The organism is Kovacikia sp. CALU 1929 (assembly GCF_056784235.1).
In genome coordinates, this window is the sequence record NZ_JBXBCF010000068.1 from 14,945 (window position 1) to 30,769 (window position 15,825).

Consider the following 15,825-nt stretch of genomic DNA (forward strand, 5'->3'; position numbering starts at 1 on the left):
TTCCCGTGGTGCTAAACCTTTCCGACTCCAGATTAACCCGTCGCCGATTTCTTCAAGCCTCGTCTGCAACCCTGACAGGCTTGGCACTTTCTGGTTGCGGTTGGACCCTAGCCGAAGTCAGACCCGCCACCCGCCCTCGCGGAAATAAGGATGAACTGCACATCTACACCTGGTCTAGCTATGTAGATGATCCTTTATTAGAGGTCTTCAAAACCCAAACCGGGATCCGGGCGGTTCCAGCCATTTTCAACTCCAACGAGACAATGCTGGCGACCTTTCAAGCCGGTAAGGGTGTCATCTATAGCATCATCTATCCGTCAGACTATAAAGTGGCGGAAATGACTAAACGGGGTTTCTTGAGTGAACTTGATCACTCTCGTCTGCTTGGTGTTGAGAACATTTTGCCTAAGTTTCAAAACCCAGCCTATGACCCTGGTAACCGCCATAGCATTCCCATCAGTTGGGGAACCACAGGTCTGGTCTACAATGCCAATCAGCTTGATCCGGGTCCAGAAGATTGGGACTACCTCTGGAGCAATCAGCAGAAACTAACCCGCCGTATTACCTTACTAGACGATGTGCGAGAAGTGATCGGAGCGGCGCTCAAGTCCCTGGGCTATTCTTACAACACCACGAATCCTGCCGAGATCAATCAGGCGTATGAAAAGTTAGTGGAATTGAAGCCTGCGATTACAAACTTCACAACGGATGGCTGGCGAGAACGTCTGCTGGCGGGTGACCTTTATATTGCAATGGCTTACTCTGCAGATGCAGTCCGACTGATGAAAGAAAACCCAGGTTTGAATCTGAGGTACGTGGTGCCTAAAAGCGGTGCCTCCCTCTGGAGTGACACAATGGTGATTCCCAAAACTTCCCCTAATCCTGATGCCGCCTATGCCTGGATTAATTTCATGCTCCAGCCTGCGATCGCTGTGGATGTCACTGAACGGCTCTTCTTCGCCACTCCCAACCAGGCTGCCTACGACCAACTTCCTGCTCCCCTGCGGGATAACCAAAGTCTGTTTCCTCCCAATGAGATCATTGATATCTGCGAAGCCATTGTTCCGGTTGATCCTGAAACCACGGAGTTGTATGACCAGTATTGGACCAAGCTGACAAGTAGCTAGGGGTGAGGGGTGAGGGGTTGTTGGTTGTTAGAGGTGCAGGGGAGCGGAGGGGCAGGGGGGTTGTTAGTTGTTAGAGGGTCACCAGTGGTCAGATAGCTGGGACTATTACCCATTACTAACCTTGACTTCACTTTCTAACTCTCAACTCTCACTTTCTAACTCTCAACTCTCACTTTCTAACTCTCAATTCTCAACTCTCAACTTCATCCTTCCCTATGTCTTCCCCTCCCCTCCCCACTGCTGCTGACTCTAAGAAGGCTCCCCCCAAATGGCTGGAGCCTGTGGTGATGCTGGCTCCAGCAGGGGTGTGGCTAACGTTGCTACTCGTGATCCCGATTCTGCTGATTGTTGAACTCAGCCTCGTTCCAGGGATTAAACCTGGGGATGTGGTGAATCCATCCGGGCTGGATAACTACTTTCGGATTTTCCAGCCCGACTATTTGCCCGTTTTGTGGCGATCGCTATTCTTCTCGATTAGTTCAACGGCTCTTTGCCTGCTGTTAGGATTTCCCGTTGCCTATTGGATTGCACTGGTAGTACCTAAACGCTGGCAAAATCTTGTATTGCTGGGTTTTGTCCTGCCTTTATGGACCTCTTCCCTCCTGCGTTCCTATGCCTGGATCACGATTTTGCGCCCAACTGGCGTTCTCAACAGTTTGCTGAGTTTGGTGAACCTCCCCGCCCTGGATATCCTCAATCGAGAACCTGCCGTTTTAATTGGCATGACCTATGGCTTACTGCCCTATATGGTGCTGATTCTGTACGCTTCCCTGGAAAAACTAGACAGGCAACTGCTGGAAGCTGCCGCAGACTTGGGTGCTAATCCCCAGCAAACCTTCTGGAAAGTGACTGTCCCCCAATCAATGGCTGGTATTACAGCGGGTTCGTTGCTAGTGTTTATCACTTGCATGGGAGATTTCATCAACCCTGAACTATTGGGGGGGGCTTCCAGCATGACCGTTGCCCGTTTGATCTACAACTATTTCCTGGGAGCTACTCAAAACTGGGGGTTTGGTTCTGCCCTCAGTACCATGCTGATTTTGATTGTCAGCATCGCGATCGCTCTGCAAATTCGCTATGGCGACTCAAGCCTCAAGAGATAGACAGCAATCGGATGGGTAGATGTCAGAAGTTAGAAGTCGGTACTACAACTCATCATTCTAAACAACTTCCCTATCCTGCTTTCCCATGCCTCCCATCCCCCCATACCCATCTATGCCTAAACCTCAACCCAGACCTAAATTCCCCTTTTCCTGGCAAGCGCTGTTTGCCCTTTTGATGTTTGGCTTTATGTATCTGCCGATCGCAGTACTGGCATTCTACAGCTTTAATAAATCGCCCTATAGCGCTTCCTGGAAAGGGTTTACCTGGGAATGGTACCAAAAGTTTTTTACGGACAGTCGCATTCTCAGTTCGCTTCTAACCAGCTTACAGGTTGCCTTTCTAGCGGTTGCAATCGCTGCGGTGGTTGGCACCTTGATGGCGGTCGGTTTAGCCCGTTATCAGTTTCGGGGGAAGGGGCTTTACCAGGGAGTAGCCTATCTGCCGCTGATCGTTCCAGATATTGCAATGGCCGTTGCCACTCTGGTGTTCCTGGCAGCGATCGCCATTCCCCTGACGGGAGGAGTGCTTCAACTGAGCCTGTGGACTGTGGTGGCAGCCCATGTTGTGTTCTGCCTGTCCTACATCGCCTGGGTTGTTTCCGCCCGGATCACCAATCTCAACCCTAATCTGGAAGAAGCCGCGCTTGATCTAGGAGCGAACCCAACCCAGGCATTCATTCAGGTGTTGCTGCCAGAATTGATGCCTGCCATCATTTCTGGTTGCTTATTGGCTTTTGTACTCAGCCTGGATGACTTTTTAATTGCCAGTTTTACGGCTGGAGGTGGTGTCACCACATTGCCAATGGAAATCTTTAGCCGCATTCGCACAGGCGTTAAGCCTGACATCAACGCCCTCAGTGTTGTCCTGATCCTGTCAACCGGAATCGTTTTTGCGATCGCAGAATACATCCGCTTCCGCAGTGAACAAAAGCGATTTGGGTAAATTAAGAGGCGCTACCGAAAAGTAGGAAAGTTCCAACTGCTGGAGAACCATAAAAATAGACTTTGAACTTTGACCAGAGAAACTTAGCTCTAACGCCGGAGATCTCAAATAGCCTAAAGTCCAAAGTCTAGATCCACAATTCAAAAGTTAATTAGAAGCGGCGTGAATAACCTCTACTGTTGCCCCCAAAGCTGCCACCTGGCTTGCGTTCTTCACGGGGTCTAGCTTTATTCACTTTCAAGTCGCGACCCATCCATTCCGCGCCGTCCAGAGCCTCAATAGCTGCCGTCTCCTGATCGTCCGTTTCCATTTCCACAAAGCCAAAGCCTCGAGGACGACCGGTTTCACGGTCGGTTGGCAACTGAACCCGCTTGACGGTTCCATATTCAGCAAAAATGGCGGAAAGTTCTTCCTGGGTAACAGCGTAGGAAAGGTTACCTACATAGATTGACATGGATGGAGATCTCCGGAAATTGACATGTTGGAGAGTTTTAAATCCGGAGAGAAGCCTGTTGAACATGACAAACGACGCAGCCGAATCAAATACTCGCTTTTTACGTTAGCACAGGATCAACTAATGAAAACGCAATTTCTGAACCGAATTGAGCTTAATTAAAAGGCAAAAGTAAAAAGACAGGTGGAGCGTGAAGTCTTTACTGGTCAGCCGTTATGAGTTGAGGTTAATTTTTATTAAAATAAGTTTCTGAGTTGTTAGATTTGACCTTGAAGGTGTGAATTTTTTTGCATTAACCCTGAAAAGGAAGGTAAAGGAATCAGAGGCTTCAAGGAGCCGGTTGCCGTTTCCAGGACATACTTTCCCCTATGCAAAACCTCTCCCCACTCCAAACCATTAGGAATAAGGATTGAATTAAACGAAAATCTTTTGTACGGGCGGGTTTAGCTCAAAGCTTGGAGTCCAAAGGCTGAACTCCTGCCAAAACCCGCCCCTACCGTTACACCTTATTTAATCCATAATCCTTAGCAACTAACCACTAACAATTCTTAAATCGACACCTCTACATTCCCTTGATCGTCTTTAACGGTTACTCTTGCGGAACGTGCCTGACCCTTAGTATCTGTGACCTGGCATTCAAACGTCTCGCCTGTGTTCGCGATGCGGATACTGCCGCCGCAACTGGTCGTCACATCAATCCCACTTCTGTCTTTGATTTCTTTCTGAATATAGGCTTCCAGTTTTGAGGTCAGCAACAACCCCTTTGTACTCCACTTAAATTGAGGTTCGGTTACATCGGTAATTTCAACTGCGATCGCAAATGTCTGACCATCCAAAACTGCTTCACAGTCAAACCGACTCCCCACCGCTACTTCTGCCCCTGCTGGACACTTGACAGACTGCATCGGAACACCCATTGACTGAGAGACAACGTTGCTTAAACGGGTTTCAATTTCTTGGGTGGTTTTAGCATTGCCTGGGTTAGTTGCAGAGGAATCAGGAGTGGCAGAGGCAGAAGGGGTCGCAGGGGTGGGACTGGTGGTTGGGCTGGCAGGCGGAGCAGGGGTCGCGGGGGTAGGGGTAGGGGAAGAAGCAATAGGAGCCGGAGGATTGGCAACGCAACCGGATAGAACGGCAACTAAGCCAATCAAAATGACCATGTTTTTGTCAGGTATCCTCTCGTTTTCCATTAAAGTCCCAACTTTTCTAGTACCGGACGAGTCGAAACAATATGACGATGCAGCCCCAAATCTTGAGGAGGAATACCCAGTGCCAGGGAAACTAATTGGGGCAGGTGTAGAACGGGCAACCCCAGCTTCTGCTCAATCACTTTCTCCACTTCAGGTTGGCGAGAGTCCAGATTCAGGTGGCAGAGGGGGCAGGGCGTAACGATGCAGTCTGCACCCTGGGCGATCGCTTCCTGGATGTGCATTCCCGCCATTTTAAACGACTGCTCGGTGGCATAGCTAGAGAGGGGCCAACCACAACATTGGGTTCTCCCCCGGTAGTAAACAGGAGTCGCCCCTATGGCTCGAAACACATTCTCCATCGACTGGGGATTGTACGGATCATCAAACGGAATGTGGGATTGAACACGTAGCAGGTAGCACCCGTAGAAAGCTGCACATTTCAGTCCAGAGAGCCGACGAGTTACCTGTTTTTCTAAAGTTTCCAAGCCGTAATCGCCAACCAGTGCCCAAAGGAGATGCTTTACCTCCGTTGCTCCCCGGTAGGGCGAACAACCTTCCTGATGCAATAGCCCATTCACCTGCTCAACATAGGCAGGATTGGACTCCTGTCGCTCTTTCAGCCGCTCATCGACTCTACCAATCACCCCTTGACAGGTACTGCAATGGGTCAACAGTGGCAAGTTCAACTCTTCTGCCAGGGCAATATTACGGGCATTGATTGTATCTTCTAGCAATTGAGAGTCTTCCTTGAACGTGCCAGAACCACAACAGGAAGCCTTTTTTAATTCAATCAGTTCAATTCCTAACGCCTGGGTTAGTGCCTGGGTTGATTGATACAGTTCCCGACAGGCTCCCTGAGCGACACAACCAGGGAAATAAGCATACTTAAGCGGAGAGGAAGGCATAGAGGGATGAGGGGTGAGGAGAGAGGAGAGTTGTTGGTTGTTAGAGGATGTGCAACTTGGTGCCGAGATCCCCGGCATTTCGTTGATCTGTGTGTAATTGGCTAAAGTAAATCTTACAGATGCCGGGGGTCTGGGGATTGTCGCACACCGAATTACTATTAGTTTAGAACCTGACTCGAAGCCTTAGCATTCCTTTCACCCCTCACCCCACCCTGCGGGAACACCAAAGGCGAACACCCTTGAAAACTGGCTACTAACCACTGACCTCCTTCCAACAACTAACAACCCCTTACTCCTCACCCCTCACCTCCCAATTCCAAAAGCGATCATCCCTGAGTCGAGCGATCGCGCTTTCAGATAAGATAAAGAATGCTCAGATTGCAGTGTGCCTCTGAAGGGATCGTTGGGTCTTGGATGGGTATAGGCATCGGAGCAAATGTTCAGAATATTCTTGCCGCTGCATCCATCGAGGAAGCTTATGACCGACACAGAGATTTTTGATAAAGTTCAGAAGATCGTAGCTGAACAACTGGGGGTTGAAACCAGTGAGGTAACACCCCAAGCCAGTTTTGCGAACGATCTGGGAGCCGATTCCCTTGATACGGTTGAACTGGTGATGGCACTGGAAGAAGAATTTGATGTCGAAATTCCAGACGAAGCCGCTGAGGAAATTGCAACGGTTCAGGCAGCGGTGGACTACATCAGCAATAAAGTGACGGCATCCGCCTAGTTTAAGTTAAGAGTTGAGAGTTTAGAGTTGGAAATTACAGTCTTACGATTTGTAACTCTTAACTCTCAACTTTCAACTGCTATCTCTGTTCCAGGTATCTCCACTACCATCGTTGAAATCATGACCAGTGTTGACCGTAAGCGAGTCGTCGTTACAGGGCTTGCCGCAATAACCCCGATTGGAAACACCCTGACCGATTACTGGGAAGGGCTAATGAGCGGGCGGAATGGGATTGCTCCCATTAGTCTGTTTGATGCATCCCGGCATGATTGCCGAATTGCTGGAGAGGTGAAGGGATTTGACCCCCACGCCTATCTAGAAAAGAAGGATGCCAAACGGATGGATCGGTTTGCCCAGTTTGCGGTGTCTACCAGTAAACAGGCGATCGCCGATGCCCAGTTTGTGATTAATGACCTGAACGCGCAACAGGTCGGTGTTTTGATTGGAACGGGAATTGGTGGCTTGAAGGTGCTGGAGGATCAGCAGGAGATCTACCTGACCAAGGGACCCGATCGCTGTAGCCCGTTTATGATCCCGATGATGATTGCCAATATGGCGGCGGGGTTAACCGCGATCCATATTGGGGCTAAGGGTCCTAATTCCTGCTCGGTAACGGCATGCGCCGCAGGTTCCAACGCGATCGGAGATGCCTTCCGTCTGGTGCAGCAGGGTTATGCCCAGGCGATGGTTTGTGGAGGGACAGAGGCAGCGGTAACTCCCCTCTCAGTTGCGGGTTTTGCTGCCTGCAAAGCCATGTCTACCCGTAACGATGACCCGGCCCATGCCAGTCGCCCATTTGACAAAAACCGGGATGGGTTTGTCCTGGGCGAGGGCTGCGGTATTTTGGTCATTGAAGAGTTGGAACACGCTCTGGCACGGGGTGCCCGCATCTATGCTGAGATGGTGGGCTATGGCATGACCTGTGATGCTTACCATATGACCTCCCCAGTCCCCGGTGGTGAGGGGGCAGCGCGGGCAATTTCTCTGGCATTGAAGGATGGCAACCTGACTCCTGACCAGATCAGCTATATCAATGCCCACGGTACCAGCACCCCTGCCAATGACTCAACGGAGACGGCAGCGATTAAGAAAGTGTTGGGAGATCATGCCTACAAAGCGGCCGTTAGCTCAACCAAATCGATGACGGGGCACCTGCTTGGCGGTTCCGGGGGGATTGAAGCGGTTGCGACAGTGATGGCAGTGGCGAAGGATCGGGTACCCCCTACGATTAATTTAGAGAATCCAGATCCAGACTGCGATCTGGATTATGTGCCGAATCAAAGCCGTGAGATGCCGGTTGAGGTTGCCTTATCCAATTCCTTTGGCTTTGGTGGGCACAACGTCACATTGGCGTTCAAGAAGTATCGCCAGTAGTCATCAATCGTGATCCCAAAGTGGTAAGCTGTTAAGCATTTAACTCATAAGCCATGACAACGACGACCGTTCGCTTCCCAATTGACCTTGGTGCTTACAAACCTGTGGCACTCGATCCGACCAGTCCCACCCTGTCTGCTGAGCAGCGTGAAGCCTTGAAGGCTAACATTCAGCTTTGTCGGGATGCGATCGTATTTTTCACAGCCACGGGTGCAGCTCATGGAGTGGGAGGACACACGGGCGGTCCCTATGACACGGTTCCAGAAGTGATGATCCTGGATGCCCTGTTTCGGGGTGCACCGAATCAGTTTGTCCCCGTCTTCTTTGATGAAGCGGGACATCGGGTTGGCACCCAGTATCTTATGGCAGCTCTGCATGGTGATCTCCCAGTCGAGCAGTTGATGAGCTATCGGCTTGCCCACTCTAAGCTTCCCGGTCACCCGGAACTGGGGTTAACCCCAGGGGTCAAATTCAGCTCCGGTCGCCTCGGTCATATGTGGCCCTACGTCAACGGTGTGGCGCTGGCGCATCCCGGTAAAGCGGTGTTTTGCCTGGGTTCGGATGGTTCCCAGCAGGAAGGGAATGATGCCGAAGCTGCCCGTCTTGCCGTTGCTCAGCATCTTAATGTCAAGCTGATTATTGATGATAACGATGTGACGATCGCCGGTCATCCCTCCAGGTATCTGCCTGGCTTCAGCGTTGCCAAAACCCTGGAAGGTCACGGGGTCAGAGTATTAGAGGGGGATGGGGAAGACCTGGATGGTCTCTACGCCCGGATTATTGAAGCAATTAACACCCCTGGACCGATCGCTATCATTAATAAGCGTCCCATGTGTCCCGGTATTGATGGTTTGGAAGGCTCCAACCACGGGCATGATGTGATCTCAGTCAAACTGGCGCTGCAATATTTAGAGAAACACGGACACACTGCCGCTGTTGAACATCTGAAAGACATTCAAGCGCCCAAAAATACCTATACTTTCCTGGGTATCGGCAGCAAGTGGGATTCCAACCGGAATGTGTTTGGAGATGCCGTGAATGCTGTCCTGGATCGGATGAGCGAGGCGGAGCGGAAAGCAAAAGTGGTGGTGATTGACAGCGACCTGGAAGGTTCCTGCGGTCTGAAGAAAATCCACGATACCCACCCCGAAGTCTTCATTCCCTCCGGCATTATGGAGCGGGGTAACCTGTCTGCTGCTGCTGGGTTTGGCATGGAAGCCGGTAAACAGGGAATTTTTGCCACCTTCGCCGCTTTTCTGGAGATGTGCATTTCCGAAATCACAATGGCACGGTTGAACTATTCCAACCTGCTCTGCCACTTCTCCCACTCTGGGATTGACGACATGGCAGATAACACTTGCCACTTTGGTTTAAACAATTTCTTTGCCGACAATGGTCTGGATGATGGCTACGACACTAAGCTCTATTTCCCTGCCGATGCCAATCAGATGAAAGCGGTGGTAGAAGCCGTATTCTTCGACCCTGGTCTGCGGTTCATCTTCTCTACCCGCTCTAAAACGCCTCTGATCCTGGACTCAAAAGGTGATGAACTGTTTGGCAGTGGTTACACCTTCGTTCCCGGTAAGGATGAAGTCGTGCGGGAAGGGTCTGCGGGTTACATCGTCAGCTTTGGGGATGCTCTGTACCGGGCGCTGGATGCCGTAGAACGCCTGAAGCAAGAAGGCATTGATGTTGGTTTAATCAATAAGTCAACGCTCAACGTGGTCGATGATGCGGCGATCGCCACCGTCGGTAAATCTCCCTTTGTCTTGGTGGTCGAACCCTTCAACCGCAGAACTGGTTTAGGCAGCCGCTTTGGGTCCTGGTTGTTGGAACGGGGCTATTCACCCAAATTTGCCTACCTGGGCACCCACGAAGAAGGCTGTGGTGGCTTGTGGGAACAGTATCCCCACCAAGGGCTTGACCCAGCAGGCATTATGAAGAAGGTAAAAGAGTTGGTTGCTTAAACGCAGTAATCAAGGTTTCCTCAGAGAATCTAAAGGTAAATGCCCTGAACTAACAAGTTTTAGATCTCCGGAGTCTTCGAGACTCCGGAGATTTTGTTAAGTAGGTTTGCACCCAGCCTTCTGTATCAGGTAAGCAATCAGACTACGCCCAGAAACAAGAATATAGGCTGACTGAACGTGTCCCTTTAATCGTTGCGGGAGTTGAAGCTGTACCCATTTCTATACAAAGTCTGCTTCCCTAGAAGAGGGGCGATCGCATATTTTAGAAATAGGATTTCCTGCGTTTTCGGAGTGCAATGGGATGACCGACGATGAATTGCGAGACTTATTAGGGCAAATTTTGAACGTCCAAAGAGACTTGCAAGAAGGGCAACTCAGGATGCAGAAGGGAATCGTTGAGCTAACAACCAATATAAATAGGTGAGAGCGGATTGTTCAGCGCCACGAGGGATACCACCTGATTAGCGAGAGTGAGCGACTAGATCTCCAGGCTCAAATGCTGGATTTGCAACGACGGGTTAGACGGCTGGAATTACGAGATAGCGATGGGAATGGTCAGCCAACTGAGTAAGGACTAAGGCGGCTAGCAGAAATAAGTTGAACGTTCTAAGATGGCGAGTTCTTTTGAACGGTGTGGTTGAGCAGCTGCAAACAACCTTTGTATCTACATCAACACTTTTTGGCAGTCCGCTCCAACCGAATTGTTAGACCTCTTTAATTTGTATAATTTGAACTCGATATCTCACTCTTCATCCACAAAATTACTTAGCTGACTTAAAACTTCTGCTTTCCACATTTCCCCGATACGGTTTTCTAAAAGTTTGTAAAGGTGTTGCTGTTCAGAATCTCTAAACCAATGCTTAAGCTTTGAAGCAACTTCGTAACGGAATAACTTTTGCTGCCCGTATAATTCAGAACATTCTATCCAGACAGGATGATTGTCTAGAGAGTTTCTAAATATTTGATTACCGATCTTCTGCACTCGGTTCAAGAAATTGTTGTACCAGGAAAACCAATTTGAATCTAACTCATTGAGGAATACATGGGACGGCTCTAAATGTTTATCTCCAAGCATGTTTTGTACTATCTCACGCAAGCCGTAAAATATCTTCTCAGTACACTTGCGAGCTTCTACCCTCGCACCATAGCCAAGGGTAAAATGTACATCTAGATTACCCCAAGAACCTTCTCGGCGTACTGATGCCCAAACTGTTCTAGCATGAGTAGTTCTAATCTCATCAAGTAAGTATTCCTCAATTCTCCAATCATAGTTAGGCAGTTCAGAATATTGTGACAGAAAGATTTTAAGCCTTTTCGACACCTCATTCTGGGATACTCTGACATATTCCTGTTCTTGATTTTTTATTAAATAATCTACAGCACTACATATTGCAGAAATTCGATCAATCTTTTCTCCTCTAAGCTTGAGCAAACGATCGATAATAAAACAGTTAAGATTCTGAGGGTCGTCTGAGACAGAGTTAAAGAAGTGTAATGGTATGTTTTCAGATCCAATACGCTTGAGCAGCATCTCTATCTGCTCAGATTTCATTCCATAGCCATCTTCATCTTCTTGCGCTTGTTCACCGCTATCATCTTTCATGGCAATTGCTTCCGTTGGTCTTGGCAATACCAATATGCTCATTCTTTCTCCTAAAACATTTGACTGTCCAGTTTTATTCAAGTGTTCAATCAGGCTCTGAGCTGATGTACCTGGAGCATCATTGAATCTAGAACAGAGAACAATAATAGTTCTAGGGTCGTCAATACAAGCTTGCAAATCAGGTCGAATGGCAGTTTGGTCAACCCCTTTGGTGTCAATCATCTCTATTTCGTAACTAGGCGTGCTCAATGGATTAAATGGAATAATGATGTCTATACGTTTGGGTAGAGAAAATTCATCATGACGCCCATTATTTATATCCATAAAGACTTTTTGTAGCCACTCTAATTCTGACGTTTCACTCATCTCATCATAGGAAATTTCTCTTCTAGATCTTTTCCACAACGATAATCTCTGATTGAATTCAGAACACAAATCATCCAGGCTCTCTGAATTTTCTGCAAGTTCCTTTAAAGGATCGAATGTTCGCATTTTGCCATCGGAAAGCTTCTGGCGTCGTCGCGTCAATCCAGTCATGTTACGCAAAGCTCGATCTATTTCTCTAGAGACACCTTTAGCTTGGCTCTCTTTCTCCGAGGAAGAAACTTCTTTTGTTATATCGTTACTATCATATATACCTGCACAAAGTTCTCCTGCTAATTTATATATTTCAGCATCTATTACACGCTCTACTGAAAGAGAATACTGAAGTCCTTGCCGAATTCTAACTTCACAAACAGTTGTACCTCCCGCTCCAGTTTCTAAGGCAGTAGTTGGCAAGGTTGCTTTATCAGATTTTGAGAAACTAAGCCCAGTCTGAATACATACAGCAGTAGTTTTACCAACTCCGATATCGCCAATATATGCAACTGAATGTCGTAATGACATCAAATATTTTGCCATCTGTAAGAGAGACTCTTCATGCATCTTTGCTTCTCCATACAGTGGAGTAGGTAAATCCTCTTGTTTATAAAAGCTTGAGAGCTTTTGAAGAGTAAGCTCTGCGTTGTAAAGAGTATCTCGCTCAGGGTGATGAAAGTACGGTCTTTCCAAAACCTCCCATTCTTGATTAAGAAATTCTTGAAGATTTTCTGCATCTTGAGTACCTATCGCCTTCAAAAGGGCTTCAGCTTCAGAACTGTTTAGAGAGACTTCTCCAGACTCAATTCGTGAAATTCTGCTTGCATCAACAGTCAATTTTTGTGCAACCTCAGATTGCTTCAACCCTGCATGTTTTCTCAACTCAGACACAATCATCCCAAAGTAGGCAGGCAACTTGTTGTCATAGTCAGACATGAGATTCTCACACGTGTGATTTTATGGTCAAGCTAAATATAACACACGTGCAAGAAATTACGCTTGTTTTTTGGCATGCATGAAGATGGAGGTGCATCCTTTGGTCATGAATTCAGGAATCACTGGACTCACGTAAAGCATGTAAGTCCAGTGACTCGTATCACGGATCTAGCTGAAAGACAATTATATGACTGGGGAAAAATGCCTATTTGATGGGGAGGTCTAACAAAGGGCTTAAACCCCTTGTCTGACCCAAGTTACTCTTTCTAGCTTCCTAAAGATGTCGAGCTGGGAATTTTCAACGCAGGGTTACTTGCCATCCTTTTCCTTTTGGCTGAACCGTTAGAGATTTGAAAGATTTGAGAAAAGCTGGATATTTCTGCTTCAGATTCAATTGCTTCAGAACCGTTGCGATCGGTTGCCCATGTTGGGTACTGAATTGAGTTGCTATACGGTGAGTGTGGATTCCTCTACTAGTGCAGTAAGTATTTAATTTTGCAACACCTGATCGTTGAAAGTGTTGGGTTTCGCTGGCACTCTATCCAACCTACGTTGCAGAACTTTTAGGTTGCTCTACTAGAGTACCCTTTTAGGAAGAGTAATTCCTACAACTGCCCCTAAAAGACACACTTGGCTGATACCACTCCCTCAGCTTCCAGGTAGGCAGCCACTCGCAGCACCAGTGCTTCATTGTAAGGAGCGGCAATCACCTGAATCCCAATGGGCAATCCACCTGGTTGCTGAACGGGGACTGAAATGATTGGCAGTCCAATGAAGGAAAGTGGTTGGGTATACAACCCGATGTTGGGACGCAACAGAACTTCCTCATCGCCCAGCACCAGGGTCTGTTGTCCGATCAAGGGGGCAGTACAGGGGGTGGCAGGTGCCAGGATAATATCCACCTGGTTAAACAATTCTCGGACGCGATCGCGGTACCAACGGCGGAACCGCTGTGCCTGAATGTACCAGGTGGATGGAATTAATGCGCCTGCCAGGAAGCGATCGCGGGTTGCTGGGTCAAAGTCCTGAGGGCGCTGACGCAGATCCTCAAGGTGCAGGTTACTGCCTTCGCTGGCAGTGATAATAAAGGCTGCTGCCCGTGCCCGGTGAGCTTCTGGAATACTGATCTGTTGGCTTACACCCAGCGCGTTAGCAACCGTTTCCAATGCCTTCAAAACGGTAGGCTCTGCCCCTTTGAGAAAATAATCATCCGCAACCGCAATCCGCAGACCTTCAATTCCTTTCGCAAGCTCAGGTAGACACAGTTCAGGGGGACGAGTAGTACACACTGGATCCTCGGAGTCTGTTCCCTGGAGCAGGTCAAAGATCAGGGCGGCATCCCGGACTGAACGGGTAAAAGGTCCCAGGTGATCGAGGCTATGGACAAATGGGTAAGTCCGGGTGCGGGAGAGCCGCCCGAAGGTCGGTTTTAATCCAAAAATACCGCACAGTGACGAGGGCACCCGAATAGAACCATTTGTATCAGAGCCGAGGGAAACGGGTACCAGACCGGCGGCGACCGACGCGACCGATCCACCGGAAGATCCTCCCGTCATTCGGGTTAGGTCATGGGGGTTATGGGTCGGACCGTAGTGGCTGTTTTCAGTCACAAAGCCGTAGGCATACTCATCCATGTTTTGGGCACCAACCAGGATGGCTCCCGCCTGCTTGAGGCGAGTAATCAGGGTGGCATCTTGGTTGGCAGGGGGACGGTCAGCATTGATTTTAGAACCTGCCAGGGTGGTGACACCGGCAATATCAAACAGGTCCTTCACCCCAAAGGGAACGCCTGCCAGGGGACCCGGATCTCTGCCACTGGCGATCGCCGCGTCAACCGCTGCCGCATCTTCTAGGGCTTGATCCGCCAGAACGGTTGTAAAACAGTTGAGGGTCGAATTCTGATCGGCAATCCGGGCGAGGGCAGCGGCAACCACCACTTTCGCTGAAACTTCCTGACCACGTACACTGGCAGCAATACTGGTTGCATCTGGATAATTAATCATGGCTCAAACACAGGGGCAATTTCGATCTCTTCTGGCAAGGGAAATTCAGTGATGATCTGGGCAAGGGAGATGATCCGAGTAAAGTTATCGACAACTCCCAGTTGATGCTCTGGTTGCAGGGGAAGTCCAATCACTGCTGCCATCTGCTCCACAAATTCCGTTGGGTCGATTGGTTGCTTCGTCATCACAGGTTTCCTCTTCCTCGTTCTTTGTCAAGTGGGCAATGTATGCTCGCCACCCCTGCCACTGGGTAATCTCTTTCTGCCCTTCACACAGAAAAGCTTCACCGATTACTCCCAATACTTCCTCACCATTGACGAGGCGCACCTTGCCGATCGCAAGTCCAGGAGGCTCTAGCAACAGCAAGAAGCTGATGCCGGATGCCGGTACCGACCAAATTTCAACCGCAACGGATACTCCGCCCTGATGGACACGCATCATCGCTGGGTGGCGATCGCTAATCGACCAAAGCCGATAGGCTGGCTCAGTCCATGCTTCCCGGACGAACTGCGCCCCCACCAGCGTCATATTGCCATTCAACTCTAACCCCCGCATCAGGGTTCCATTCACAGCCAGGTAAACCGTTGTTTCCATTCAGTTTGAGACAATCTCTACTAAAACTTAGTAACAAGCCTGAGTTGCCCAGCCTGCACCAGTGGTTGGCAGTCTTAAAATTTGTGAGCCTGAATAAGGGGTTATCGTTTTGGATTTTTCAGCTCACAAAATAATTCTTGATCGACCACTAGAACGGTTTGGGCCAGCTTTAGGCAATACCAGCACTAATTTCCCCTGATTGAAGCACATTTACTGTATCAATTGCACCAGCTATTCCAGAACCGGCAGGATAGGAAGACTTGTTCCAGTGGAATATGTCGTTATGGCATGTTGCTGAATAGCACGATGACCCGGAGCGATGTTTGAATTCATCCCTGGAATCGGTAACCCTTCCTTGAAGCGAGTGGAGGGTATCAATTTTTATTTTTTATTTCAGAACTTTAATTGTATCCAGGGGATTCTACGGAATCCTTTTATTAAGATTGCCTTTAATTTCCAGTGTGTATGCTGTGGAACTTAGCCGGAAATTGATGAATAGATATCAGTATCCCAGTTTTACATGGCGAGATGAGACA

At 48.8% G+C, this 15,825-nt stretch carries 13 protein-coding genes; 6 read left to right on the forward strand and 7 right to left on the reverse strand.

Annotation, left to right across the window (positions count from 1 at the left end):
- Window positions 1-5 precede the first annotated feature (5 nt).
- The 3 genes from AC1S52_RS15095 to AC1S52_RS15105 all read left to right on the forward strand — a co-directional run bounded on the left by AC1S52_RS15095 (window position 6) and on the right by AC1S52_RS15105 (window position 3,173).
- Window positions 6-1,127 (forward strand): polyamine ABC transporter substrate-binding protein, encoded by a 1,122-nt coding sequence (locus tag AC1S52_RS15095; protein WP_482029849.1) that lies wholly within the window; start codon window positions 6-8, stop codon window positions 1,125-1,127.
- Between the two features lie 215 nt (window positions 1,128-1,342).
- Window positions 1,343-2,230 carry an ABC transporter permease gene (locus AC1S52_RS15100; RefSeq protein WP_482029850.1) on the forward strand — a complete coding sequence of 296 codons (888 nt, stop codon included), beginning with the start codon at window positions 1,343-1,345 and terminating at the stop codon, window positions 2,228-2,230.
- Window positions 2,231-2,342: 112 nt separating this feature from the next.
- Window positions 2,343-3,173 carry an ABC transporter permease gene (locus AC1S52_RS15105; RefSeq protein WP_482029851.1) on the forward strand — a complete coding sequence of 277 codons (831 nt, stop codon included), beginning with the start codon at window positions 2,343-2,345 and terminating at the stop codon, window positions 3,171-3,173.
- 151 nt (window positions 3,174-3,324) lie between these two features.
- Here AC1S52_RS15105 and AC1S52_RS15110 read toward each other — a convergent pair whose 3' ends face one another.
- The 3 genes from AC1S52_RS15110 to AC1S52_RS15120 all read right to left on the reverse strand — a co-directional run bounded on the left by AC1S52_RS15110 (window position 3,325) and on the right by AC1S52_RS15120 (window position 5,722).
- Window positions 3,325-3,627, reverse strand: coding sequence for an RNA recognition motif domain-containing protein (locus tag AC1S52_RS15110; protein WP_482029852.1), 303 nt, complete (start codon window positions 3,625-3,627; stop codon window positions 3,325-3,327).
- Between the two features lie 548 nt (window positions 3,628-4,175).
- Window positions 4,176-4,787 carry a DUF4333 domain-containing protein gene (locus AC1S52_RS15115; RefSeq protein WP_482029853.1) on the reverse strand — a complete coding sequence of 204 codons (612 nt, stop codon included), beginning with the start codon at window positions 4,785-4,787 and terminating at the stop codon, window positions 4,176-4,178.
- Window positions 4,788-4,816: 29 nt separating this feature from the next.
- On the reverse strand, window positions 4,817-5,722 hold the full coding sequence (locus tag AC1S52_RS15120; RefSeq protein ID WP_482029854.1) for a CoB--CoM heterodisulfide reductase iron-sulfur subunit B family protein: 906 nt from the start codon (window positions 5,720-5,722) through the stop codon (window positions 4,817-4,819).
- 478 nt (window positions 5,723-6,200) lie between these two features.
- Here AC1S52_RS15120 and acpP point away from each other — a divergent pair, with 478 nt between their 5' ends.
- The 3 genes from acpP (at window position 6,201) to AC1S52_RS15135 (ending at window position 9,793) form a co-directional block, all read left to right on the forward strand.
- The gene (acpP, locus tag AC1S52_RS15125) at window positions 6,201-6,452 is read left to right on the forward strand and encodes an acyl carrier protein (RefSeq protein WP_482029855.1); all 252 of its coding nucleotides are present in this window, start codon (window positions 6,201-6,203) and stop codon (window positions 6,450-6,452) included.
- Between the two features lie 120 nt (window positions 6,453-6,572).
- Window positions 6,573-7,826: a beta-ketoacyl-ACP synthase II gene (gene fabF / locus AC1S52_RS15130; RefSeq protein ID WP_482029856.1), complete on the forward strand. Its 1,254-nt coding sequence runs from the start codon at window positions 6,573-6,575 to the stop codon at window positions 7,824-7,826.
- A gap of 53 nt (window positions 7,827-7,879) precedes the next feature.
- On the forward strand, window positions 7,880-9,793 hold the full coding sequence (locus AC1S52_RS15135; protein WP_482029857.1) for a transketolase C-terminal domain-containing protein: 1,914 nt from the start codon (window positions 7,880-7,882) through the stop codon (window positions 9,791-9,793).
- A 742-nt stretch (window positions 9,794-10,535) separates the two neighbouring features.
- On the opposite strand, the gene AC1S52_RS15140 is transcribed toward AC1S52_RS15135, so the two are convergent.
- From AC1S52_RS15140 to AC1S52_RS15155, 4 genes are all read right to left on the reverse strand, one after another.
- A complete protein-coding gene (locus AC1S52_RS15140; RefSeq protein ID WP_482029858.1) occupies window positions 10,536-12,692 on the reverse strand; it encodes a helix-turn-helix domain-containing protein in 2,157 nt (718 codons plus the stop codon).
- A gap of 617 nt (window positions 12,693-13,309) precedes the next feature.
- Window positions 13,310-14,695, reverse strand: a complete 1,386-nt coding sequence (locus AC1S52_RS15145; RefSeq protein ID WP_482029859.1) for an AtzE family amidohydrolase — start codon at window positions 14,693-14,695, stop codon at window positions 13,310-13,312.
- Entirely contained in the window at window positions 14,692-14,838 is a 147-nt protein-coding gene (locus tag AC1S52_RS15150; RefSeq protein ID WP_482029860.1) for a DUF4089 domain-containing protein, read from the reverse strand. Before AC1S52_RS15150 ends, AC1S52_RS15145 begins: the two co-directional genes overlap by 4 nt.
- Complete coding sequence (locus AC1S52_RS15155) at window positions 14,780-15,289, reverse strand: allophanate hydrolase-related protein (protein WP_482029861.1); 510 nt, start codon at window positions 15,287-15,289, stop codon at window positions 14,780-14,782. The genes AC1S52_RS15150 and AC1S52_RS15155 overlap by 59 nt, the downstream gene beginning before the upstream one ends.
- Window positions 15,290-15,825 lie beyond the last annotated feature (536 nt).

Excerpts from the sequence above, each read along its gene's own strand:
- AC1S52_RS15140 (WP_482029858.1), bottom strand. The coding sequence starts at position 12,692 with ATGTCTGACTATGACAACAAGTTGCCTGCCTACTTTGGGATGATTGTG.
- AC1S52_RS15150 (WP_482029860.1), bottom strand. The coding sequence starts at position 14,838 with ATGGCAGCAGTGATTGGACTTCCCCTGCAACCAGAGCATCAACTGGGA.
- AC1S52_RS15145 (WP_482029859.1), bottom strand. The coding sequence starts at position 14,695 with ATGATTAATTATCCAGATGCAACCAGTATTGCTGCCAGTGTACGTGGT.
- AC1S52_RS15115 (WP_482029853.1), bottom strand. The coding sequence starts at position 4,787 with ATGGTCATTTTGATTGGCTTAGTTGCCGTTCTATCCGGTTGCGTTGCC.
- AC1S52_RS15155 (WP_482029861.1), bottom strand. The coding sequence starts at position 15,289 with ATGGAAACAACGGTTTACCTGGCTGTGAATGGAACCCTGATGCGGGGG.
- acpP (WP_482029855.1), top strand. The coding sequence starts at position 6,201 with ATGACCGACACAGAGATTTTTGATAAAGTTCAGAAGATCGTAGCTGAA.
- AC1S52_RS15110 (WP_482029852.1), bottom strand. The coding sequence starts at position 3,627 with ATGTCAATCTATGTAGGTAACCTTTCCTACGCTGTTACCCAGGAAGAA.
- AC1S52_RS15100 (WP_482029850.1), top strand. The coding sequence starts at position 1,343 with ATGTCTTCCCCTCCCCTCCCCACTGCTGCTGACTCTAAGAAGGCTCCC.
- AC1S52_RS15120 (WP_482029854.1), bottom strand. The coding sequence starts at position 5,722 with ATGCCTTCCTCTCCGCTTAAGTATGCTTATTTCCCTGGTTGTGTCGCT.
- fabF (WP_482029856.1), top strand. The coding sequence starts at position 6,573 with ATGACCAGTGTTGACCGTAAGCGAGTCGTCGTTACAGGGCTTGCCGCA.
- AC1S52_RS15135 (WP_482029857.1), top strand. The coding sequence starts at position 7,880 with ATGACAACGACGACCGTTCGCTTCCCAATTGACCTTGGTGCTTACAAA.
- AC1S52_RS15105 (WP_482029851.1), top strand. The coding sequence starts at position 2,343 with ATGCCTAAACCTCAACCCAGACCTAAATTCCCCTTTTCCTGGCAAGCG.